At 44.5% G+C, this 22,855-nt stretch carries 21 protein-coding genes; 20 read left to right on the top strand and 1 reads right to left on the bottom strand.

The window, feature by feature from the left end; all coding sequences use genetic code 11:
- Positions 1 to 89: 89 nt before the first annotated feature.
- The 6 genes from hisS to IV55_RS02565 all read left to right on the top strand — a co-directional run bounded on the left by hisS (position 90) and on the right by IV55_RS02565 (position 7,509).
- Positions 90 to 1,385: a histidine--tRNA ligase gene (gene hisS / locus IV55_RS02590; RefSeq protein WP_057809039.1), complete on the top strand. Its 1,296-nt coding sequence runs from the start codon at positions 90 to 92 to the stop codon at positions 1,383 to 1,385.
- Between the two features lie 20 nt (positions 1,386 to 1,405).
- The gene (gene aspS / locus IV55_RS02585) at positions 1,406 to 3,175 is read left to right on the top strand and encodes an aspartate--tRNA ligase (RefSeq protein WP_057809038.1); all 1,770 of its coding nucleotides are present in this window, start codon (positions 1,406 to 1,408) and stop codon (positions 3,173 to 3,175) included.
- 360 nt (positions 3,176 to 3,535) lie between these two features.
- On the top strand, positions 3,536 to 4,147 hold the full coding sequence (locus IV55_RS02580; protein ID WP_057809036.1) for an NADPH-dependent FMN reductase: 612 nt from the start codon (positions 3,536 to 3,538) through the stop codon (positions 4,145 to 4,147).
- A 23-nt stretch (positions 4,148 to 4,170) separates the two neighbouring features.
- Positions 4,171 to 5,514, top strand: a complete 1,344-nt coding sequence (locus IV55_RS02575) for an NADPH-dependent oxidoreductase (RefSeq protein WP_057809034.1) — start codon at positions 4,171 to 4,173, stop codon at positions 5,512 to 5,514.
- Between the two features lie 268 nt (positions 5,515 to 5,782).
- Positions 5,783 to 6,832, top strand: a complete 1,050-nt coding sequence (locus tag IV55_RS02570; RefSeq protein WP_057809032.1) for an LLM class flavin-dependent oxidoreductase — start codon at positions 5,783 to 5,785, stop codon at positions 6,830 to 6,832.
- Complete coding sequence (locus IV55_RS02565; protein WP_057809030.1) at positions 6,832 to 7,509, top strand: NADPH-dependent F420 reductase; 678 nt, start codon at positions 6,832 to 6,834, stop codon at positions 7,507 to 7,509. Before IV55_RS02570 ends, IV55_RS02565 begins: the two co-directional genes overlap by 1 nt.
- 85 nt (positions 7,510 to 7,594) lie before the next feature.
- On the opposite strand, the gene IV55_RS02560 is transcribed toward IV55_RS02565, so the two are convergent.
- Positions 7,595 to 8,203, bottom strand: coding sequence for a hypothetical protein (locus tag IV55_RS02560; protein WP_057809028.1), 609 nt, complete (start codon positions 8,201 to 8,203; stop codon positions 7,595 to 7,597).
- 163 nt (positions 8,204 to 8,366) lie between these two features.
- On the opposite strand from IV55_RS02560, the gene IV55_RS02555 reads away from it, so the two are divergent.
- From IV55_RS02555 to rpoD, 14 genes are all read left to right on the top strand, one after another.
- On the top strand, positions 8,367 to 9,242 hold the full coding sequence (locus tag IV55_RS02555) for a YitT family protein (RefSeq protein WP_057809026.1): 876 nt from the start codon (positions 8,367 to 8,369) through the stop codon (positions 9,240 to 9,242).
- Between the two features lie 11 nt (positions 9,243 to 9,253).
- Positions 9,254 to 10,183, top strand: a complete 930-nt coding sequence (locus IV55_RS02550) for a deoxyribonuclease IV (protein WP_057809024.1) — start codon at positions 9,254 to 9,256, stop codon at positions 10,181 to 10,183.
- Positions 10,184 to 10,313: 130 nt separating this feature from the next.
- Positions 10,314 to 10,502 carry a 30S ribosomal protein S21 gene (rpsU, locus tag IV55_RS02545; RefSeq protein ID WP_017261952.1) on the top strand — a complete coding sequence of 63 codons (189 nt, stop codon included), beginning with the start codon at positions 10,314 to 10,316 and terminating at the stop codon, positions 10,500 to 10,502.
- Positions 10,503 to 10,663: 161 nt separating this feature from the next.
- Entirely contained in the window at positions 10,664 to 11,107 is a 444-nt protein-coding gene (locus IV55_RS02540; RefSeq protein ID WP_057809022.1) for a GatB/YqeY domain-containing protein, read from the top strand.
- 649 nt (positions 11,108 to 11,756) lie between these two features.
- Complete coding sequence (locus IV55_RS02535) at positions 11,757 to 12,740, top strand: PhoH family protein (protein ID WP_225425817.1); 984 nt, start codon at positions 11,757 to 11,759, stop codon at positions 12,738 to 12,740.
- A 23-nt stretch (positions 12,741 to 12,763) separates the two neighbouring features.
- Positions 12,764 to 13,246, top strand: a complete 483-nt coding sequence (gene ybeY / locus IV55_RS02530; RefSeq protein WP_057809017.1) for an rRNA maturation RNase YbeY — start codon at positions 12,764 to 12,766, stop codon at positions 13,244 to 13,246.
- On the top strand, positions 13,230 to 13,625 hold the full coding sequence (locus IV55_RS02525; RefSeq protein ID WP_057809093.1) for a diacylglycerol kinase family protein: 396 nt from the start codon (positions 13,230 to 13,232) through the stop codon (positions 13,623 to 13,625). The genes ybeY and IV55_RS02525 overlap by 17 nt, the downstream gene beginning before the upstream one ends.
- A gap of 22 nt (positions 13,626 to 13,647) precedes the next feature.
- A complete protein-coding gene (gene era, locus IV55_RS02520; protein WP_057809015.1) occupies positions 13,648 to 14,586 on the top strand; it encodes a GTPase Era in 939 nt (312 codons plus the stop codon).
- A gap of 69 nt (positions 14,587 to 14,655) precedes the next feature.
- On the top strand, positions 14,656 to 15,504 hold the full coding sequence (gene recO / locus IV55_RS02515) for a DNA repair protein RecO (protein WP_083483906.1): 849 nt from the start codon (positions 14,656 to 14,658) through the stop codon (positions 15,502 to 15,504).
- 268 nt (positions 15,505 to 15,772) lie between these two features.
- The gene (glyQ, locus tag IV55_RS02510) at positions 15,773 to 16,747 is read left to right on the top strand and encodes a glycine--tRNA ligase subunit alpha (protein WP_057809013.1); all 975 of its coding nucleotides are present in this window, start codon (positions 15,773 to 15,775) and stop codon (positions 16,745 to 16,747) included.
- Positions 16,747 to 18,837: a glycine--tRNA ligase subunit beta gene (glyS, locus tag IV55_RS02505; protein ID WP_057809012.1), complete on the top strand. Its 2,091-nt coding sequence runs from the start codon at positions 16,747 to 16,749 to the stop codon at positions 18,835 to 18,837. Before glyQ ends, glyS begins: the two co-directional genes overlap by 1 nt.
- A gap of 416 nt (positions 18,838 to 19,253) precedes the next feature.
- Complete coding sequence (locus tag IV55_RS02500; protein WP_057809010.1) at positions 19,254 to 19,616, top strand: DUF488 domain-containing protein; 363 nt, start codon at positions 19,254 to 19,256, stop codon at positions 19,614 to 19,616.
- Positions 19,617 to 19,803: 187 nt separating this feature from the next.
- Positions 19,804 to 21,639, top strand: a complete 1,836-nt coding sequence (dnaG, locus tag IV55_RS02495) for a DNA primase (protein WP_057809008.1) — start codon at positions 19,804 to 19,806, stop codon at positions 21,637 to 21,639.
- 64 nt (positions 21,640 to 21,703) lie between these two features.
- Positions 21,704 to 22,837: an RNA polymerase sigma factor RpoD gene (rpoD, locus tag IV55_RS02490; protein WP_057809006.1), complete on the top strand. Its 1,134-nt coding sequence runs from the start codon at positions 21,704 to 21,706 to the stop codon at positions 22,835 to 22,837.
- Positions 22,838 to 22,855 lie beyond the last annotated feature (18 nt).

Genomic DNA, 22,855 nt, shown 5'->3' with positions numbered 1-22,855 from the left:
GCAAAGCACCCTTAGAAAATTATTTTTTAAGGGTGCTTTTTCTTTTTTCATAATGTGTGATAACAGTGATTATATTTTGGAGGTAAACCATGAAGTATCAACGACCAAAAGGAACCGCCGACATTTTGCCTGGCGAATCAGAAAAGTGGAGCTACGTAGAGGACACCGCGCGGCTACTGTTTGATGATTATCAGTTCCACGAAATTCGGACACCATTATTTGAAAACTTCGAAGTGTTCTCTCGTTCTGCTGGTGACACCAGTGATGTTGTGACCAAGGAAATGTACGATTTTCATGATAAGGGTGATCGTCACATTGCCTTGCGTCCTGAAGGAACTGCCGGCGTTGTGCGGGCATACGTTGAAAATAAGTTATATGCGCCAGAGCAAGAAAAACCTTATAAGGTCTTTTACATGGGGCAAATGTACCGTTATGAACGGCCACAATCTGGCCGGATGCGTGAATTTCATCAGATTGGTGTTGAAGCCTTTGGTAGTGATTCACCAGCAGTCGATGTTGAAGTCATGGCAATGGCGATGGATTTCTTCAAACAGTTGGGCGTGACAAACTTAAAGTTGGCCATTAATTCCTTAGGCGACAAAGAAACACGTGCTGCTTATCATCAGGCGTTGGTTGATTATTTGGAACCACACATGGCTGAACTAAGTGAAGATTCACAGGCCCGTTTGCACAAGAACCCATTGCGGGTATTGGACAGTAAAGATAAACATGATCAAGAAATCGTTGCCGACGCACCGTCGATTTTAGATTTCTTAACGCCAACGGCTCAAAATCACTTGGATTCAGTTACCAGTATGTTAACAGCACTGGCCATTCCGTTTGAAGTGGATGCCACGATGGTTCGTGGGTTGGACTACTATAACCACACGATTTTTGAAATCGAAAGTCAGTCGCCTGCATTAGGTCGTGGCTGGACGACAATCTGTGGTGGTGGTCGCTACAATGGCCTAGTTGAAGAACTTGGTGGACCAGAAACACCTGGTTTTGGTTTCGGAATTGGGATGGAACGGCTGTTATTATTGCTGCAGGACCAAGATATCACTGCACCAATCGATAATCCGCTTGATGTCTATGTTGTTGGGATTGGTGAAGCCACTAATGTTGAAAGTTTGAAATTAGTTCAAGCTATTCGTGGTGCCGGCTTTAGTGCCGACCGTGACTATATGGATCGTAAGCCGAAAGCACAGTTTAAGACGGCTGACCGGCGGCATGCGCGGATGACCATGACGATTGGTGAGCAAGAATTAACTGATCAAACAGTCAATGTGAAAAACATGGCGACTGGTGATCAAACAACCGTTCCATTAAGTGAAGTATACACAGACTTTGCGGGAATGTTTGACAAGTATTTTGACGAAGACTAACGAGAGAAAGTAGGGATTTGATGGAACGCACACAATATGCAGGTTTAATTGACGAAAGTTATGAAGGCCAAACAGTAACGTTATTTGGTTGGGTCCAAAAGCGTCGTGATTTAGGTAAGTTGATTTTTATCGACTTACGTGATCGCGAAGGCTTAGTTCAGTTGGTTTTTAGTGCCACGAATAGTGAACGCGCATTGGCTGCTGCCGAAGACATGCGGAGTGAATATGTTATCAAAGTGAGTGGCTTAGTTAAGGCGCGCAGTGCTAAAGAAGTGAACCCTGACATGAAGACTGGGAAGGTTGAAGTGGAAGTCACAGACGCCGAAATCTTGAACAAGTCGAAAGTGCCACCGTTTGACATCAGTGATGGTGTGGAAGCAGCTGAAGACTTGAAGCTAAAGTATCGCTACCTAGATTTACGTCGCCCAGAAATGCAACGCGGCTTGATTTTACGTAGCAAGATTACACAAGCTGTGCACAGTTACTTTGACGAAAATGGTTTTATCGATATCGAAACACCAGATTTGACAAAATCAACGCCTGAAGGTGCTCGTGACTATCTGGTGCCAAGCCGGATCTATCCTGGACATTTCTATGCCTTGCCACAATCACCACAATTGTTCAAACAATTGTTGATGGGTGCTGGCTTTGATCGGTACTACCAATTGGCACGTTGTTTCCGTGATGAAGATTTGCGTGGGGATCGTCAACCTGAATTTACACAAATCGATATGGAAACGAGTTTCATGAGTCAACATGACATCATGGACATGACGGAAGGTTTGATTCAACGGGTCATGAAGAACACGTTGAACTACGACGTCACGCTGCCATTTGACCGGATCACATGGCAAGAATCCATGGACCGTTTCGGAACCGACCAACCAGACTTACGGTTTGGGATGGAATTAAAAGACTTGTCAGATGTTATGAAAGACAGTTCCTTTAAGGTATTCAGTGGCGCAATTGAAAACGGTGGTCAGGTTAAAGCGATTGCCGTTCCTGGTGGGGCAGATCATTATTCCCGTAAGCAAATCGATGCCTTTACCGAATACATCAAGCGGTTCGGTGCGAAGGGCTTGGCCTGGGTCAAAGTCGTTGATGGTGCTTTTAACGGACCAGTTGCGAAGTTCTTGGGTGACCAGTTTGATGATGTGACTGCTGCGACAGAAGCTCACGATGGCGACTTGATCCTGTTTGTTGCTGACCGGAGCAAAGTGGTTGCTGACAGCTTGGGCTACTTGCGGGTAACAATCGCCAAGGAATTGGACATGATCGATCCTGATAAATTTGCCTTCCTATGGGTTGTTGACTGGCCATTGTTTGAATTTGATGAAGGGGCAGAACGTTGGGTACCAGCGCATCACCCATTCACGATGCCAAATGAAGGAGACGAACACTTCTTAAACGAAGGTGAAGATCCATACAAGGCACACGCTCAAAGTTACGACATTATCTTGAATGGCCTGGAACTTGGTGGTGGTTCAATTCGTATCCACACCCGTGACCTACAAGAAAAGATGTTGAAGGCATTAGGCTTCACCCCTGAACGGGCCAATGCACAGTTTGGCTTCCTCTTGAATGCCTTAGAATTTGGTTTCCCACCGCATGGCGGTTTGGCCATTGGTTTGGATCGTTTCGCCCGCTTATTGGCTGGCTCAGAAAACATCCGTGAAGTGATCGCGTTCCCAAAGAACTCGAAAGCCACAGAACCAATGACAGAAGCCCCAAGCCCAGTTGCCGAAAAGCAATTGGAAGAACTGTATTTAGAAACAAAGGAAAAAGAATAGAAGTGCAAAAACACCCCGGGTAGATACCGAGCAAGAACAAGGACGGTGGTAGGAGCAAAGCTCCGGACAGCGGCCAGGTTCTGCACAGGTATTTGGGGTGTTTTTGCACGTTACCGCTATGTAACAGCAAAACTTCTCGATCCAAAACAAAAGGCGCATTCAGACTGTCAGTCCGAATGCGTCTTTTTCACTGCAATTTTTCAAATTGTGAAAATAATCACCACATATTCGCCATTTTACCAGACTTTCCTTTGCTAAATTGTGTGAAATTATTTACAATAAGTGAGTAGAAAGCGAATTGATGACTACATGCACCAGACCTTGCATCATTAAATCGATTCATGGAGAGGACAGACAAAAATGACGAAATTTATTGCGATTGTTGGAACAAACTCAGATCAGTCAACCAACCGTAAGTTGTTACAATTTATGCAACAACACTTTGCTGACAAAGCAGATATTGAGTTAGCTGAAATCAAAGGCTGGCCAATTTTTAACAAACCTGAGGACAAGCATGTTCCTGCCGAAGCATTGGCTTTAGCAGACAAGATTGACCAAGCAGACGGTGTGATTATCAGTACACCTGAGTACGATCACTCAGTCCCAGCATCACTGATGAACGCATTGGAATGGTTATCTTATGGGATTCATCCATTTGTTGACAAACCAGTGATGATCACAGGAACATCTTATGGGACATTGGGTTCGTCACGCGCCCAAGCACATTTGCGCATTATTTTGGATTCACCAGAATTGCGTGCGCGCATCATGCCAAGTTCAGAATTCCTTTTGGGTCATTCATTACAGGCGTTTGATGAAGATGGTGATTTAACGGATACAGAAAAGGTCGACAAGCTGGATGGCCTGTTCGCTGATTTTGAAACGTTCGTCGATTTAACCAAGCAGTTAAATAATGCTTCTGGTATTAATAAGCAGGAAGCAACCGATTTTTCCTGGGATAACCTAGGTTAATTTGTGGAAGGGAGTATACGTAAATGAAATTAGTTGGAATTGCAGGATCCACTGAGGATCATTCATATAACCGCACATTACTGAAGTTTATGGCGAGTCATTATGGTGAAGAAGCTGATATTGAATTATTAGACATCAATGATGTACCGATGTTCAATCAAAGTGACGATCAGACTGACAGTGACGCCGTTCAATATCTAAATCGTAAAATCTTGGCTGCTGATGGGGTCATTATTGCAACACCAGAACATAACCACACGTTAACTGCTAGCCTAAAGAGTGTGATCGAATGGTTGTCCTTTAACATTCATCCATTCAACGACAAGCCAGTCATGATCGTTGGTGCGTCATACTACGACCAAGGGTCATCACGTGCCCAATTAATGCTACGCCAGATTTTGGAATCACCTGGTGTGAACGCCATCGTGATGCCTGGTAACGAATTCTTATTGGCAAACGTTAAGGATGCCTTTGATGAAAACAACAACCTGAAAGACGCTCGGACGGTTGATTTCTTAGGTAGCACTTTACAAAAATTTGTGAAATTCGTGAAGGTCATCAACACCTTAAACGAACCAACAACCGCTGAAGAAGAGGATTTGTCCGCTTCGGGTAAGATTGATACAACTGTTGAAGGCGTGGACATGAACGCTGACGACTGGGTTGAACAAGCAGCTGCGAAGACCCATGCAGCTGAAGGTGACGATTACATCAAGTTGGACCGTGGTTTATTAACGGTTAACCAATTGAACATGTTCTTGAACACCATGCCAATGGAATTGACATATGCCGACAGCAACAACCAGTTCATCTACTACAACAAGATGCTGCCAACTGAAAAGATGTTAGCACCACGTCGTCCTGGTCAAACAGGGGATCCAATGTCTTCTGTTCACCCAGGCCGTGCCGTTAAACACGTAAAGCAAGTTATTAATGCTTTGCGGACTGGTAAGACTGACTTGGTTAAGATGCCAGTTCCTGGTAATACCCCTGACCGATTCATCATGCACTACTACAAAGCCATGCGTGATGCAGATAACCAATACAAGGGGATCAACGAATGGGTATTGGATTTAGCCCCAATCGTTAAATACTACTTGGAAGCAACTGGCCAACAATTAGTTGCTGATCCAAACGCTAAGGTTGACGCAACTTCTGGTGCATCTGCTAAGGGTGCTGAAAAGCCAGATGCTACGGCTAGCGCTTCTGTCGAAGAGGCTAAGCCCGAAGAAACTGCCACCGATGCAACCACGAGTGCCTCAGTTGATGAAGCTGACACACCAGCAACTCCAGCTGCACCCGTTGCACCAGCAGAACCGGAGCCAGCTGCTGAAGTGGACGGGACATCCGGTGCTTCTGAAAGCTAAAGTGAATTAAGACAGTGTGGGACAAAAGCCTTGTACAGCAACCTGGCTTTTGACACACGCTTTCACTATTTAAGCGCGTAAATCGAAAAAGCGTTTGAGACAAGATGACTTGTCCCAAACGCTTTTTTGATTAGTGCGGATTTTGCTTTGACGGTCACAGGTTCTGTGCTGCTCGCAGAAAAGTCAACACAAATACTTGCCTAATATTGACAAGTGGGGTACCTTATCATTAAATACTTACTAAAAGTAAGTGGACGGAGGAAAGCCCATGACAAACGTAGATGACTTGCAATTTGGTTTAGAGACATTTGGTGACATTTTAGGTGATGACAATGGTGGGACACTTTCTGGTGCTGCATCAATTCGACAAATTGTAAAAGAAGGTATTTTAGCGGATAAACTAGGCATCGATGTAATTGGGATTGGTGAACATCATCGTCCTGATTATAGTGTCTCTAGTCCAGAAACTGTGTTGGCTGCAATTGCCACGGCAACAGATAAAATTAAGTTGGCGACAGCTGTTACGGTATTAAGTTCTGATGACCCAGTGCGGGTTTATGAACGCTTTGCGACACTTGATGCCTTATCAAATGGGCGTGCACAGGTAATGCTAGGCCGTGGCTCATTTACAGAATCATTTCCTTTGTTTGGCTATGACTTGAAAAACTATGACGATTTATTTGAAGAAAAACTAGATCTTTATGAACAGCTTCGACAAGAAAAGCCAGTTACCTGGTCAGGCAACTTCCGTGCGTCATTAAAGGATGCAGATGTCTTTCCGAAGACGGAACATGGTTTATTGGATACGTATATTGGTATCGGTGGCTCACCTGAATCAATTATCCGGACAGCTCGTTATGGGTACAAGGTTGTTTTGGCGATTATCGGTGGTCAAGCGGACCGCTTTGCGCCATACATTAAACTATATAAGCAAGCAGCTGAAAAGTATAATAACCCGGTACTACCAATTACAGTGCATTCACATGGATTTATTGCTGATGATGAAAACGAAGCGATTGAGGTTGCTTTTAAGAATATCAAAGCCAACTTTGATCGTATTGGACAGACACGTGGCTGGGCACCAATGAGTCGCGAACAGTTTGATGGCGAAACTAAAACAGGCTCATTTTATGTTGGAGACCCTGAAACTGTTGCTAAACGGATTGCACGGACAATTAAAGTGCTGGATCTCGGCCGGTTTGACCTTGTTTACGGGGCTGGTAACCAAACAGCTGCGCAACGTGAACGCATGATCGAACTTTATGGATCAAAGGTTATTCCACGTGTCAAAGAAATTTTGGCGGAGGAGCAAGCATAATGACAGACATTAAACGGGTTGGTATCTTAGGTGCCGGCAAAGTTGGAATTGTGTTGGCAGAGCTTGCCTTGAAAGCCGGTTATGAAGTCCGCATCTCAGGTTCTGGTGAGATCGCTAAAATTGCCATGACCATCGATACATTGGTTCCCGGTGCCATTGCTGCAACCAATGAGGTGGTTGTCCAAAATAGTGATATTGTGTTGCTAGCCATGCCACTGAGTCGATTTAAAAACAATCTAGCAACATTGTTGGACGGTAAACTTGTCATTGATGCCATGAACTATTGGTGGGAAACAGATGGTATTCGTGAAGAAGTGCTGGATTCAACAACTTCCTCCAGTGAACAGGTGCAAGCGTATTTTAAAGGTGCGACCGTCGTTAAGACCTTTAATCATATGGGTTATCATAATTTGCAGGAGGATGCGCGACCTGCAGGTGATGCCAAACGTAAAGCGTTATTAGTAGCAGGGGATGATTCTGCAGCCGTGGCCACAGTCGCGAACTTTGTCGACACGATGGGCTTTGATACTTTGATTGCTTCCAACTTGGCAGCAGGGATTATGGCTGAACCAGGTGCTGATATGTTTGGTGCAAGCGTTGGGAAAGCAGTATTGCAACAGCTGGTTGATGATTTTCCTGAATCAACGTTAGGCAAACAGATTTCTGCACAAAAATAAGCTAGACCAAAAGCAGTGTCCAGGACAAGATGACTTGTCCTGGACACTGCTTTTGGTTTGCGCACTTTAAAATTGCGAGCTAGATTTAGGGGGTATATGTGACATCGCGGCGAACGTCGATGTGATGTTTAGTGACTTCTTTACCGCGCAAATGTTGGCCGGCTTCACCGAGTCGTTTAGTAACGGCGGCAGGCTGTTTAGACCAAGCGGCTTGCGTCAGGTGAACTGAGTAAGTACCTGGTTTCAATGGCTTGCCGGAAACTTTAAGCGCATGTGACTTAAAATGGCCATTGTTCACGGTCAAGTCATCACCGACAACAGTTTCATCTTGACTGACAGTGGCATTCAACTTCATGCCAGTTGGTAAATTCGTGCTGCCGTGCAATTGAACTTGACCATCATGGGTCACGGTTAGCTGCATTTTATTGTCAGCCGTAACCGGTTTGATTGCTTTAGGGTTGTCTGTTGTGAGCCACGTTTTGCCAACACCTGGGTTGCTCGATTGCGGCATTGAGCCGGCGATGCCCCAAACTGCGATACAGGCGATCGATAAACAAGTGGCTAAAATTAGTTTCGTTTTCTTTTGCCAAGGTCCAAAATGGTACAAAACGAAAATACCAGCCGGAAAGAAAATTAGGGTAAGTACGATTCCAAACCAGGGTTCTTTATAAAATTCATTTGCTTGAAAATTCATGACAACCTCCGCCTTCAATTGTTTTAGTATAGCATGTTTGAAAAATGCAAGCGCCACCAATGAGAAAAACAGCGTCATGACAGTCTGTTGGTAAAAGACTTTGTTATAATCAATGGAGAACAAAGTTATGTTAACCACGAATGACTAAAAGGACTTATCATACATGAATGATCTTCAGCAATTAATTGAAAAACATCAGTATACTGGACGCGTTGGGACAGCATTTATCTATTCGATTTGTGTGTCCATCGCCTTGAACTTCTTCTGGAATCCCGGACATATCTATTCGTCTGGGATTACCGGGGCGGCGCAGTTGGTACATACATTATCGAACCGTTACTTTGGCTTTGATTTAGGTATTGGCGAATTATTATTTCTATTAAATATTCCCTTATTTATCTTAGCCTGGGTAAAAATCAGTCATCGCTTCACATTCTTTACGGTTGTGGCTGTCGGTTTATCGACAATCATGATTCGGGTGCTGCACCCAGTAACGCTAACGACTGATCCCATCATCTGTGCAATTTTTGGTGGGGCTGTTAATGGTTTTGGAACTGGGCTTGCGTTGCGCTACGGCATTTCGACCGGTGGATTAGATATTTTGGGTATCGTTATTCGTCGGGCAACAGGTCGTAAGATTGGGCAAATTAACATGATGTTCAATGCTTTTATTATCATCGCGGCTGGATTCGTCTTTGGTTGGCCATACGCATTTTATTCTGCGATTGGGATCTTTGTGAACGCCCGGGTGATGGACATGGTCTACACGCGTCAGCAACGGATGCAGGTGATGATTATTACGGACCGTCCGAAAACAGTCATTGATTCTGTGCAGCATCACATTCGCCGTGGGATTACCATTGTGCATGGCGCAGAAGGTGCTTATAAACACAATAAAAAGGCTATCTTATTTACCGTCATTTCAGGATATGAAGTGGGTGAGCTACAGGAGGCCATCAATGAATCGGACCCTAACTCATTTGTTTCATTGAGTAATATCGTTAGAATTCTCGGAAACTTTTACGAGCCACGCTTATAGGAGGATAAAGCATGTTGATTGGATCACACGTAAGTATGAGTGGTAAGAAAATGTTACTCGGATCCGCTGAGGAAGCGGCTAGTTATAATTCTGAAACATTTATGATTTATACCGGTGCCCCACAAAACACGCGTCGTAAAGCAATCGACGAACTCAATATTGATGCTGGTCATGCATTTATGAAGGCACACAGCCTTGATCACATTGTGGTTCATGCACCATATATTGTGAACCTGGGGAACACTTACAAGCCTGAAAACTATGCCTTTGCTGTTGAATTTCTACGTGAGGAAGTTCGCCGTGCAGATGCATTAGGCGCAGAACAAATTGTGCTGCATCCAGGCGCTCATGTTGGAGCTGGCGCAGATGCGGCATTAGCATCAATTATCAAAGGGCTAAATGAAATTTTAACGCCTGAACAGCATGCCCAGATTGCCGTGGAAACCATGGCTGGCAAAGGGACTGAGGTTGGCACGACCTTTGAACAGTTAGCAACTATTATTGATGGTGTTACGTTAAATGATAAATTGTCTGTCTGTTTTGATACCTGTCATACAAGCGATGCAGGTTATGCGATTCGTGATGATTTTGATGGTGTGATGCAACATTTTGATGACGTTGTTGGCTTGGACCGAATTAAAGTGATCCATCTGAATGATTCTAAGAACGAACAAGGCGCACATAAAGATCGGCACGCGAACCTTGGCTATGGCACGATTGGTTTTGATCGACTCAATGCCATTGCACACGACGAGCGTTTTGCAACTGTTCCAAAAATCATGGAAACACCGTACGTGGCCGTTGATCCGGAAAATAATCCAAAGGACAAACGGAGTCCGTATGGATATGAAGTTGCCGAACTACACGCTGGCAAGTTTAATGATCATTTAACTGCTGATATTGCGGCAGAAAACGCGTTTGATGCATTTCTAAAAGACTAATGAACAACTTTTTGAATTTTTTTGGATGAGTAATTGACGACGGTTAGTTATTTCTGTATAATTCTTTAAGGACAGTTAGGTGCGAATCGTACAGAACCGTTACTAAACGCTCGAAGGGAGGGGATTTCAAATGGCAAAGACAGTTGTTCGCAAAAACGAATCCTTAGATGATGCTCTCCGGCGTTTCAAACGGACCGTTTCAAAGAACGGAACCCTTCAAGAATACCGTAAACGGGAATTCTATGAAAAGCCAAGCGTAAAACGTAAGCTTAAGTCAGAAGCTGCGCGGAAGCGTAAGAACAAGAAGAGCCGCTTCTAAAGTGAGTCTCTTTCGATAAAACTTAACTTCGTTTTTAGGCCACCATCAGGTTTCCTGATGGTGGCCTTTTTCTGTGATCAAACAAAAGTTGCAGGTCGCCATGAATGAGAATTTAGCGGTATACTAAAACCATTACGTATTCAAGAGAGGATGGATTTACTATGTCATTACTTACCCAATTGAACGAAGATTTAAAGACAGCCATGAAGGCGCGCAATAAGATGGATTTAACCGTTGTGCGGTCATTGAAGGCAGCTGTGATGAATGAACAGATCGAACTCGGCCATGATTTGACACCTGACGAAGAAGTCGCTGTTGTTTCTCGTGGCTTGAAGCAACGTCGTGAATCCCTATCAGAATTTGAAAATGCCGGTCGTGAAGATTTGATTGCAGATACGAAGGCCGAAATCGAAGTTGTTAGCCGGTACATGCCTGAACAGATGAGTGCAGAAGAAGTTACCAAGGTTGTCAAGGAAACTGCCGAGGCCGTTGGCGCAACCAGCAAAGGGGATTTCGGTAAGCTAATGGGTGCAGTGATGCCTAAGGTCAAAGGTAAAGCTGACGGTAAGCTAGTGAACCAAGCGGTCAAGGATCTCTTAGCCTAGCCAGGCTCTTTTGGGGCGGTGTCCGTCAGCGTCAGGTCATTAGCGAGCTCGTTATACTCGCCGTCGGGCAAATGTAGCGCCTTACCGCGTTAGCTTCGCGCAATTCTTGCGCAGCCAACGCTCTCGGCACGACATTTGCCCTCTATCGCTAATGACCTGACGCTGACGGAGTGCGTTGCCCACGCGTACCGCGAGGGCAACGACACAAGTACAGTGACTACCCAAGTAAACTTGGTACAGCGATAACTTCAACATTGAGCTTTCGCTATACGGTAAAATAACACAAGAAAATTAAACGTCCATCGTTGCAATTTACATTAACGTAAACTGTAATGGTGGATGTTTTAGTTTTACTTTGGTGGTAACTGGGCCTGTGACGCACGCAACGCGTGCGTCACTCCTTGGCAAAACAGTGTAACAACGATGGTAACTGGGTGGCGTCCCGAAAGTGAGGGCTGCACAAGAATTGTGCGAAGCTCGAACGGTAAGGGGCTCCATTCAGTTGCCGACGAGCGAAGCGAGTTCGTTGTTACACTGTTTTGCCAAGGACATTAGTGGATGCAGCTTTGTGGTTACACCGCTTTATGCTAAAATAAGGGGTAAATTAAGCCGGTTATAACTGATGACATGGCAAAGGAGCGACGAATTTTTGGCAACTAATCAAGACGCATTTGAACGTCAATTTCGTTTATCAAGTTCTGATCTAGAAGTAGCGCTGGTAGGTGCTAACGATAGTAACCTTGGCTTGCTGGAAGAAGGACTACATGTTAGCATTCATCCCTTTGGGGACCTGCTGACCGTGTCTGGTAATGACGAACAACAAGTGGAAACCACCATCAAGATCATTGATAACTTGGTGCAGTTGGTTAAACAAGGAATCACGCTAAACAGTACCGATATTGTTTCAGCAATGAAGATGGCTGAACGCGGAACACTGGAGTATTTTCAGGATTTGTACAAACAAGTACTGTTAAAAGATGATCGTGGTCGCAGTGTCCGGGTTAAAAATTACGGGCAACGGCAATATGTACAGTCAATTACGCATAATGACATCACATTTGGAATCGGGCCTGCTGGGACGGGGAAGACTTTTCTAGCCGTCGTGATGGCGGTGGCGTCATTAAAGCGCGGGGACGTTGAAAAGATTATCCTGACGCGTCCTGCCGTAGAAGCTGGGGAAAGCCTTGGATTTTTGCCAGGCGATCTGAAAGAAAAGGTTGATCCTTATCTACGACCAATCTACGATGCTTTATATCAAATTTTAGGCGCTGAACATACGCAGCGGTTGATCGACCGTGGCGTCATCGAAATTGCGCCGCTGGCGTACATGCGGGGACGGACACTGGACACAGCCTTTGTTATCTTAGATGAAGCCCAAAACACTACGGGCGCACAAATGAAGATGTTCTTAACGCGGCTCGGATTCGGTTCGAAAATGATTGTGAACGGGGATATTTCTCAAATCGATTTACCTCGTGGTAGCCGCTCAGGTTTAATCGATGCGCGCGATCGGCTGCAAAATATTGATCACATCGACTTTGTGACGTTTAACGCGGATGATGTTGTTCGCCACCCAGTTGTTGCCAGCATCATTAATGCTTATGACCGTGTTGATGATCAACAAAATCAGTAGTCTTAGTGGAGAAGGAAGTAAACATGGATTTAGAAGTATTTGACCAAACTGAAGCTGGTGTATCAGCGGAACACATGACGTTGATCAACGGTGTCTTAGAATGTGCAGGTAAAGAGATCAAGCTACCAGAAAACACTGAAATGTCAGTTACTTTGATGAATAATCCGGCCATGCGTAAGTTAAATAAAGAATATCGTGGTGTGGACAAGGCAACGGATGTGATGAGTTTTGCGATTGAGGAAGATCCTGATGACGAAGACGCCATTATTATGGATGATGAATTGCGCGCTGAAATTCCTTTGAACATTGGCGATATCATGATTTCAGTCGATAAAGTGACGGATCAGGCTGCGTATTTAGGCCATTCATATGAGCGTGAACTAGGCTTTTTGTTAGTCCATGGCTTTCTGCATTTAAACGGCTACGATCACATGGAACCAGCTGATGAAAAAGTGATGTTTGACCTTCAAAGAAAGATTTTGGATGATTATGGACTCACAAGATAAGCATCAGACGACGAAAAATCATCATTTTACGCAGGCTTTTAAACATGCGTTAGATGGGATTTTGGACATTATTCATAATGAACCAAACATGCGCTACCACATGATTTTTGCACTTGGGGCACTACTGTGTGGCATTATTTTGCGGATTAGTCGAATGGATTGGTTATGGATCACATTAGCCATTTTTACAGTTATTTTGAGCGAATTTGCCAACACGATTGCCGAATCACTCAGCGACTTAGTGACCCACGGGCGTTTTGATCCATTGGTCAAGCGGGTCAAGGACGTTGCGGCCGGTGCCGTGGTTGTGGCAGCATTGTTTGCAGTTATTACCGGTGGCTTAGTTTTTGTGCCCCGGGTATGGACTTTATTATTTTAAACATTGAGGGAGTTAAATAAATATGCAGGAACAACCAGCATTTCATTCAGGGTTCATCGCCATTGTTGGCCGGCCAAACGTCGGTAAATCAACCTTCTTAAACCGAGTTGTCGGTCAAAAGGTCGCAATCATGAGCAGCACTGCCCAAACGACGCGAAATAAGATCCAAGGAATTTATACAACTAATCAAGAACAAATTGTGTTTATTGATACACCAGGGATCTTTAAGCCAAGTAGTAAGCTGGACGAGTTCATGGTGAACTCCGCCATTTCAACGTTAAATGAAGTTGATGCGGTACTCTTTATGGTGAATGCAACCCAAACGCGTGGTGCAGGTGATAACTACATTATTGAGCGTTTGAAGGCAATTCATAAACCAATCTACTTGGTTATCAATAAGATTGACCAGATTCATCCTGACAAGATCATGACAATTCTTGCGCAATACAAAGATGCATTGAAGTGGCAGGAAGTTTATCCAATTTCTGCATTGCAGGGAAATAACGTCGATGAATTCTTGGGGCAATTATCAAAAGACTTGCCTGAAGGGCCGCAGTATTACCCTGAAGATCAAATCACTGATCACCCTGAACGGTTCGTGGTGGCGGAACTTGTTCGTGAAAAGGTGCTTCAACTTACTCGCGATGAAGTACCCCATTCAGTTGCAGTCGAAGTTGAGTCCATGAAGCGGGAAACGCGTCCTGGCACACGTGCCGATGGGGCACCTAATGAATTAGTGCACATTGCTGCCACGATTGTTGTCGATCGGACGTCACAAAAGGGAATTATCATCGGTAAAGGTGGTAAGATGCTGAAAGAAATTGGCTCCCGGGCACGTGCTGACATTGAACCGTTGTTAGGTGATCGCGTGTATCTTGAACTGTGGGTCAAGGTTGTTCAACACTGGCGCGATAAGCCATCTGCTTTGCGTGAATACGGTTATAAATCAAGAGACTATTAAACAATTAATGTAACCATGCCGTTTCAGTTTTGGAATGGGATGGTTTTTGTTTGAGGAAAGGAGGGCACTGTGGCAACTTATCAAAATGCGACATTTCATGGCATTATTATGTATGCCAATGATTATCGTGAACGAGACCAGCTGATCAAGATCTTTACCGGTGAGTTTGGTAAGAAGATGTTCTTTGTTAAAGATGGCAAACGTCGTGGCTTTCGCCTGCGCAGTGCTCTGTTGCCGTTTACGACGGGTGAATACGTCGGCAATCTGAATGATCAAGGGTTGAGCTTCATTAATGCAGCCAAGCAAACACATCAACTACAGACGATTAGTGCGGACATCAATAAGAATGCGTATGCAACTTATATCTTAAGCTTGGTCGATGCTGCCTTTCGTGATGGTCAAATGGTTCCGGATTGGTACATGAAGGTGCAGCAGGCACTGACGCTGATCGATAATGGCCTTGATGAGCAAATTATCACGAACATTATTGAGATTCAGCTGTTGACGGCATTTGGTGTGGCACCACAACTGCAACAATGTGCAATTTGTGGCCGGACGGATCTGCCATTTGATTATTCAGAAAAGTTTGGTGGGCTGATTTGTCAAAACCACTTTGATCAAGATAGTCATCGGTTACATTTGGATGCGAGGACGATTTTTTATTTACGTCAGTTTTCGGTGATTGACCTCATGAAAATCACGACTATCAGTGTGTCGCCTAAAACAAAGCGCGGGTTGCGGCGGCTGATTGATTTAATTTATGACAATAGTGTTGGCCTGCATTTACGCGCCAAACGGTTTATTGATCAGATGTCGTCTTGGGAGGATCAATTAGCGCAACAAGGAGAGCAGTTGCGTAAAAGAAAAGCCCAATCAGCAGCCGATGATGCGAAGAAAGATTTACCGGCTGACGATTGACAATTAATTTATCAATGACTATGATAAAAAAGTTAAGTAATTGAATATCTGTTAACAGTGATCGAAAAGGGTCGTGGGAGACATTGCCAGCGAATCAGGGACCGTGGAAGCCTGATGAATGTGTCGCACAGATTGGCATTTCGTGAGTTAACGTTAATTAAGCTGCCTGGGTTAACCAGGAAGTAGGGTGGAACCGCGTCGATTAAACAATTACGTCCCTACATCAATGAATTTCATTGGTGTAGGGATTTTTATTTTGGAGGAAGCTATGGAAAACAAAGTCGATCAGAAACTTTCCGTGCAACAAATCATTCTCACGTTACAACAATATTGGGCAGCGCAAGGCTGCATGGTGATGCAGGCGTATGATACTGAAAAAGGTGCCGGGACGATGAGTCCTTATACCTTTTTGCGTGCCATCGGACCAGAACCTTGGAACGCGGCCTATGTTGAACCAAGTCGCCGGCCTGCTGATGGCCGTTATGGTGAAAACCCCAACCGGTTGTACCAACATCATCAGTTCCAAGTATTGATGAAGCCAGCGCCTGAAAACATTCAGGATTTATATCTGAACAGTTTGCGGGAATTGGGGATCGACCCACTGGAACACGATATTCGTTTCGTTGAAGATAACTGGGAAAACCCGTCAATGGGTTGTGCCGGTGTTGGTTGGGAAGTTTGGCTAGACGGGATGGAAATTACGCAGTTTACGTACTTCCAAATTGTCGGTGGCCAAGAAATGGACCCAGTTGCCTCTGAAGTGACTTATGGTTTGGAACGGCTATCTTCATACATTCAAAACGTTAACTCTGTGTTTGATTTGGAATGGAGTGACGGCGTTTTGTATGGTGATATTTTCAAGGAACCTGAATTTGAACACAGTCAGTATTCCTTTGAAGAAAGCGACCAAGACATGTTGCTGCGGCACTTTGATGACTTTGAAAAAGAAGCTAAGGCAAACCTTGCTAAGGGCTTGGTGCACCCAGCCTATGATTACATTTTGAAGTGTTCACATACCTTTAATTTGTTGGATGCACGAGGTGCTGTGTCTGTTACGGAACGTGCTGGTTACCTGAGCCGCATTCGGAACATGGCCCGTACCGTTGCCAAAACCTTCATTGACGAACGTGCTAAACGTGGCTTCCCTTTGATGAAAGATGATGCAAAGCGACAAGAACTACTAGCTACCTGGGAAAAGAAGCAAGCTAAAAAGGCTGCTAAGAACGCAAAGGGGGCAAAATAATGGCACATGAATTTTTATTAGAAATTGGGTTAGAGGAAATCCCCGCCCATGTGGTCACACCAAGCATCAATCAGTTGGTGGAACGAACAACTAACTACTTAAACGAACAACGAATTACCTTTAGCAACATCAAGCCATTCTCTACACCACGGCGGCTGGCAATGTTGATTTCAGGTTTGGCTGATCAACAACCCGATGTTGAAGAAGAAGTTAAAGGGCCTGCCAAGAAAATCGCGCAAGATGCTGATGGTAATTGGACCAAGGCTGCACAGGGATTCGTTCGCGGTCAAGGCGCAAGTGTCGACGATATTACCTTTAAGGAATTAAAGGGTGAAGAATATGTTTATGTAAATAAGCATGAAACTGGTAAGCCAGTTGCTGAAGTCTTGGTTGGGATGAAAGACGTTATCATGGCAATGACATTTCCAACGATGATGAAGTGGGGTAGCTACAAGTTCCAATATGTACGACCAATTCGTTGGATCGTGGCCTTGTTGGATGACCAGGTACTACCGTTTGAAATCTTAGATGTGACCACTGGACGTACGACGCAAGGGCACCGTTTCTTAGGCCGTGAAGTTGAGTTGACGACACCAGCTGATTATGAAGAAGCACTGACAAGTCAATTTGTGATTGTAGATGCTGACAAACGGAAGGCCCGCATCCGCAAACAAATCGAACAACTGGCAGCTGATCGTAGCTGGACCATTACAGTTGATGAAGATTTATTGGAAGAAGTTAATAACTTGGTTGAATGGCCAACGACCTTTGCTGGACACTTCGATGAAAAATACTTAACGATTCCTGATGAAGTGTTGATCACCTCTATGCGAGACCACCAACGGTTCTTCTACGTCACTGATAGCAAGGGCGATTTATTACCAAACTTTGTGTCAGTGCGAAATGGAAACGCAGAACATTTGGATAACGTTATCGCTGGGAACGAAAAAGTTCTGACTGCCCGGTTGGAAGATGCGATGTTCTTCTATCAGGAAGATCAAAAGCATGATATCGACTTCTACGTTAACAAGTTAAAAGATGTTAGCTTCCATGACAAAATTGGATCCATGACTGAACACATGAAGCGGACAGGAATTATTGCTAACTTAATCGGACAACGAGTTGGATTAAGTGATACTGAGTTAGCAGACCTGCAACGCGCTAGTGAAATTTATAAATTTGATCTCGTGACTGGTATGGTTGGTGAATTCTCTGAGTTACAAGGTGTCATGGGTGAAAAGTACGCGCTACTGTTTGGTGAAAAGCCAGCTGTTGCACAGGCTATCCGGGAACACTACATGCCAATTTCTGCGGAAGGCGCTTTACCACAGTCTAAGATTGGTGCAGCATTAGCGATTGCTGATAAGTATGACAGCATCACGGCCTTCTTTGCTGCCGACATGATTCCAAGTGGTTCTAACGACCCTTACGCATTACGTCGTCAGGCCTTCGGAATTGTTAGAATTTTGCGTGACAAGCAATGGCATTTACCATTGATGCGGATGGGGCAAGACTTTGAAATTGCCTTATCCAACAAGCACGCGGCATTTAATCCTGATTTACAGGCGAACTTGGCTGCCGGCCGGACACGGATTCAATCATTCATGAACGATCGTGTTCGCCAATGGTTTAACACACAAGATGTTCGTCATGATATTGTGGACGCCGTTACCAATGCAGCAACGACGGATGTGCTAACGATGTTAGAGGATGCCGTTACGCTGACAAGCCATGCAAGTGACAATGACTTCCGCGACGCAATCGAAGCGCTGACACGGGTTGCTCGTTTAACAAAGGATGACTTACTAGCTGCTAGTGAACTACCTGTTGAACCAAAATTATTTGAAAATGATACGGAACAACGGTTGTATGATGCAGTGAATAAGGTGGATGAACACTTTGCTGAGCAAACACCAGATGAAAACTACCACTCATTGGCAGCATTGCGTCCATTGATTGAAGATTACTTTGAAGCAAACATGGTCATGGCCGATGATGACGCGGTTCGTACAAACCGTTTGAATCAATTGGCACAGCTGACTAAGTTGACATTACAGTTAGGTGATTTGAAACAGTTGATTGTTAAGTAAAAATAAAAGAGTGCGACCAAGTCCGGTTTAACCTCGAGCAATTGCAAGAGCGGCGGTAGTGGGCGTCTTTGGCCCACGGACGGCGGTCAGGCAATGCACAGAGGTCAGGACTTGGTCGCACGTTTCAGCTAGAGTGAAAGCAAGTCCGCTTAAACCTCGAGCAATTGCAAGCAGGGCGGTAGATGCCGTGAAACGACATCGGACGGTCGGCAGGCAATGCACAGGGGTTTGGACTTGGTCGCACGTTTCCACCAGAGTGAAAGCACCAAGACAGAGAGTTTGGGACATGAATCATCATGTCACCAAGCTCTTTTTCCTTTTCGAATTTAAATCGTAAAAGCGTATGCCAAAAGGCGTCCTCATAGAATTTTTCACGCACTCGCAGTACACTTATCCACGAACAAGGGGATGAAGCTATGTTAAAAATAAAACGCATCTATGAAGCACCGGCTGCTGATGATGGTCAACGAATATTCGTCGATCGTTTATGGGCACGCGGTATTAGCAAAGAAAAGGCGGTCTTAACAGAGTGGACGAAGGAAATCGCGCCGACGACTGAGTTACGCAAATGGTTTGGTCATGATGCAAATGAGTTTAGTGAATTCGAAGCGAAATATATCGCGGAATTGAATGCCAATCCGGAAACGCCTGCTTTTGTAGCGGATATCAAACAGCGTCTCGCAGATGGGGATGTCACATTACTGTTTGGTGCTAAGGATGAGGCACATAATAATGCGGTTGTTTTGAGGGCCTACCTGAAGGAGCGCTTGACAAATTAATTTAATAACCCTAACTTACAAGGCATAATTTTAATTACTGTACATTGCGTTAAAACCGTGTATAATATTTTATGTGTGTAAATGGGTACTTTTTTAGAGTCGCATTTTTTGTTTCGCGTAACTTAACGTTCACGAAGTCGGAAGGTGCGCCTTTTTATGTTTAGGATTTGGGACTGGAGGTGGTGTAATGGCAACCAGAATTCCTGAGGAAATCATTGAATCAGTGAGGACCTCAGTCAATATTGCCGATGTCGTCGGACAATACGTCCAGTTAAAAAAATCTGGTCGTAACTTGTTTGGATTATGTCCGTTTCACGAAGAAAAGACAGCATCATTTTCGGTGAATGAAGAAAAACAGATCTTTCACTGTTTCAGTTGTGGTCGCGGTGGTAATGTTTTTAAGTTTTTGATGGAGCTTAATGATGTTAGTTTTCCAGAGGCTGTCATTCAGGTGGCCGATGATGCTAACATTACGATTCCGGACACTTATAAGCAGGTAGACCAGCCTAACGTTGACTCTGACTTTGCACGCTTGATTGGGTTACATGAAAATGCTGCTAAGCTATACCACCATGTGTTGATGAACACGCAGGTGGGTGAGGCGGCACTGACTTATCTACACGACCGCGGTCTCGATGATGAAACGATTGCCACTTTTAATATCGGATTTGCACCTGGCGACGGTTTATTAAAGCCGTTGTTTGAAGAACGTAAGGTTGATTATCAGCTGTTGAGAAGTTCTGGTCTGTTCATTGAAAGCCAAGATGGTCAATTGCGGGATCGCTTTACGAATCGGATTATGTTTACCATCCGTAATGCGAGTGGCAAGGTGATTGCTTTTTCCGGACGGATCTTGCATAAAGACCCTGATTCGCCGAAATATTTGAACAGTCCTGAAACAAAAATCTTCCATAAAAGTGACACGTTGTTCAACTTTGATTTAGCGCGCAAAGAAATTCGTAAAGAGAACGCAGTGGTTTTGTTCGAAGGCTTTATGGACGTAATTGCTGCTTACTCGGCGGGCGTTAAGAATGGGATTGCTTCCATGGGAACTAGCTTAACAACTGACCAAATCGGGATTCTACAGCGCGTCGCGGAGACGCTATATGTTTCATATGATGGCGATGATGCTGGGCAAAATGCGACTCATCGGGCCTTGTCTCTAATTGGTGAGCATAGCAATATGAGTTTGGGTGTCATTCAAATGCCTGAAGGGCTCGACCCAGATGAGTATTTACGTAAGTATGATGCCGAGCATTTCCGGGCTGTTTACGAAGGTGCCAAGGAAACGCCAGTCGGGTTTGCGCTGCGCTACTTGGCTCGTGGACGAAACCTAAATAACCAAAGTGAGCAGCTGAGTTACATTGAGGAAGTGTTGAAGATTGTGGCGGGCGTTCCTTCACCTGTTGAACAAGATTTGTACCTCAATCAGTTGGCCGATCGTTTTCAAATTGACAAAGCCAGTTTGAAGGAACAACTTAGCGGGTTGCGGCAGTCAAAAAAGACAACCGTTGTGCCTGGTGAGCAACAGACTGGACAAATGGCACCACCGTTAAAGCAGGTTGAACAAGAACAACCGCATTTTGATCGGGTTGAGCGGGCGGAACGACTATTGTTGCACCGTATGATTACGGATCAAAATGTGTGGTTGCATGTGACCGCCAATCAAGATTTTCACTTTGTACATGAGCATTACCAAACGTTATTTTTCTTGGCGCAAGGGTACAAACAAACGCATCCTGAACTACAGATTGCTGGTTTTCTTGATTATGTCAACGATGATGATTTACAGCGACAACTGATCAATTTGACGGAACAACCGGTGGTCTCAAGAGATGATATGAGCGATGTTGACGATTGCATGCACATCATCATGAACCAGGCGCCAGTGGATGAAACAATCCGTCAAAAGAACCTGGAAATGATCGAAGCAAAGCGATTGAATAACCGTGATTTACAGAATCAATTAACACTGGAATTAGTGGCGCTATACAAACAAAAGCAGGACATGCGGCGGGCTTGATTATTTTAAAAATCAGCGTAAACTTGTTGTTCTGTCAGATTGTGAATACTAAGGGGGATCTTGCATGGCTGAAAAGCAAGCAGCATCAACAAAGGATTTTGACGAAAAGAAATTTACAAAGGCCGTTAACGCCTTGATCAAAGATCACAAGAAGGCCAAGGAAGTTAAGTATGACGACCTACAAAGTGATTTGGTAACACCCTTTAAACTGGATGCCGACCGCATTGATGACTTAATGCAAAAGGTTGAAGACGCCGGTATCAGTATCGTTGATGAAAACGGTGATCCATCTGAACATGCCTTAAAGAATAAAAAAAGTAGCGTTACAAAAAAGGAACTAAAGGCCAGCGATGCTGCACCATCTGGTGTTAAGATCAATGACCCAGTCCGGATGTACCTGAAGGAAATCGGACGTGTTTCATTATTAACTGGGGAACAAGAAGTTGCCTTGGCTTTACGAATCGAGCAAGGTGACGAATCAGCTAAGCAAGAATTAGCTGAAGCTAACTTACGATTAGTTGTTTCTATTGCCAAACGTTATGTCGGTCGTGGTATGCAATTCTTGGACTTGATTCAAGAAGGTAACATGGGGCTGATGAAGGCCGTTGAAAAGTTTGATTACCGTAAGGGATTCAAGTTTTCAACGTATGCCACTTGGTGGATTCGCCAGGCGATTACCCGTGCGATTGCTGACCAAGCGCGGACCATTCGGATTCCTGTGCACATGGTGGAAACCATTAACAAGTTGATACGGATTCAACGTCAATTACTCCAAGATTTGGGTCGCGAACCCATTCCTGAAGAAATTGGTGCTGAAATGGAAATGCCAACAGAAAAGGTTCGCGAAATCTTGAAGATTGCGCAAGAACCTGTCTCATTGGAAACGCCAATCGGTGAAGAAGATGACTCTCATTTAGGTGATTTCATTGAAGATCAGGATGCAACTTCACCTGCTGATCACGCAGCCTACGAATTACTAAAGGAACAGTTGGAAAGTGTCCTAGACACCCTGACTGATCGTGAGGAAAACGTATTGCGTCTGCGTTTCGGTTTGGATGATGGTCGGACACGCACTTTGGAAGAAGTTGGGAAAGTGTTCGGTGTTACGCGTGAACGGATTCGTCAAATCGAAGCCAAAGCACTGCGGAAGTTACGCCACCCAAGTCGTTCAAAGCAATTAAAAGATTTCCTAGAATAAGCTTATGCAAGAGAGTGG

The sequence above is a fragment of the Furfurilactobacillus siliginis genome (genome assembly GCF_001437435.1).
Lineage (GTDB): Bacteria > Bacillota > Bacilli > Lactobacillales > Lactobacillaceae > Furfurilactobacillus > Furfurilactobacillus siliginis.
This window is presented reverse-complemented; position numbering and strand designations above follow the sequence as displayed.

What these genes read in the sequence shown, in the direction of transcription:
- hisS (WP_057809039.1), top strand. Translation starts at nt 90, where the DNA reads ATGAAGTATCAACGACCAAAAGGAACCGCCGACATTTTGCCTGGCGAA.
- aspS (WP_057809038.1), top strand. Translation starts at nt 1,406, where the DNA reads ATGGAACGCACACAATATGCAGGTTTAATTGACGAAAGTTATGAAGGC.
- IV55_RS02580 (WP_057809036.1), top strand. Translation starts at nt 3,536, where the DNA reads ATGACGAAATTTATTGCGATTGTTGGAACAAACTCAGATCAGTCAACC.
- IV55_RS02575 (WP_057809034.1), top strand. Translation starts at nt 4,171, where the DNA reads ATGAAATTAGTTGGAATTGCAGGATCCACTGAGGATCATTCATATAAC.
- IV55_RS02570 (WP_057809032.1), top strand. Translation starts at nt 5,783, where the DNA reads ATGACAAACGTAGATGACTTGCAATTTGGTTTAGAGACATTTGGTGAC.
- IV55_RS02565 (WP_057809030.1), top strand. Translation starts at nt 6,832, where the DNA reads ATGACAGACATTAAACGGGTTGGTATCTTAGGTGCCGGCAAAGTTGGA.
- IV55_RS02560 (WP_057809028.1), bottom strand. Translation starts at nt 8,203, where the DNA reads ATGAATTTTCAAGCAAATGAATTTTATAAAGAACCCTGGTTTGGAATC.
- IV55_RS02555 (WP_057809026.1), top strand. Translation starts at nt 8,367, where the DNA reads ATGAATGATCTTCAGCAATTAATTGAAAAACATCAGTATACTGGACGC.
- IV55_RS02550 (WP_057809024.1), top strand. Translation starts at nt 9,254, where the DNA reads ATGTTGATTGGATCACACGTAAGTATGAGTGGTAAGAAAATGTTACTC.
- rpsU (WP_017261952.1), top strand. Translation starts at nt 10,314, where the DNA reads ATGGCAAAGACAGTTGTTCGCAAAAACGAATCCTTAGATGATGCTCTC.
- IV55_RS02540 (WP_057809022.1), top strand. Translation starts at nt 10,664, where the DNA reads ATGTCATTACTTACCCAATTGAACGAAGATTTAAAGACAGCCATGAAG.
- ybeY (WP_057809017.1), top strand. Translation starts at nt 12,764, where the DNA reads ATGGATTTAGAAGTATTTGACCAAACTGAAGCTGGTGTATCAGCGGAA.
- IV55_RS02525 (WP_057809093.1), top strand. Translation starts at nt 13,230, where the DNA reads ATGGACTCACAAGATAAGCATCAGACGACGAAAAATCATCATTTTACG.
- era (WP_057809015.1), top strand. Translation starts at nt 13,648, where the DNA reads ATGCAGGAACAACCAGCATTTCATTCAGGGTTCATCGCCATTGTTGGC.
- glyQ (WP_057809013.1), top strand. Translation starts at nt 15,773, where the DNA reads ATGGAAAACAAAGTCGATCAGAAACTTTCCGTGCAACAAATCATTCTC.
- glyS (WP_057809012.1), top strand. Translation starts at nt 16,747, where the DNA reads ATGGCACATGAATTTTTATTAGAAATTGGGTTAGAGGAAATCCCCGCC.
- IV55_RS02500 (WP_057809010.1), top strand. Translation starts at nt 19,254, where the DNA reads ATGTTAAAAATAAAACGCATCTATGAAGCACCGGCTGCTGATGATGGT.
- dnaG (WP_057809008.1), top strand. Translation starts at nt 19,804, where the DNA reads ATGGCAACCAGAATTCCTGAGGAAATCATTGAATCAGTGAGGACCTCA.
- rpoD (WP_057809006.1), top strand. Translation starts at nt 21,704, where the DNA reads ATGGCTGAAAAGCAAGCAGCATCAACAAAGGATTTTGACGAAAAGAAA.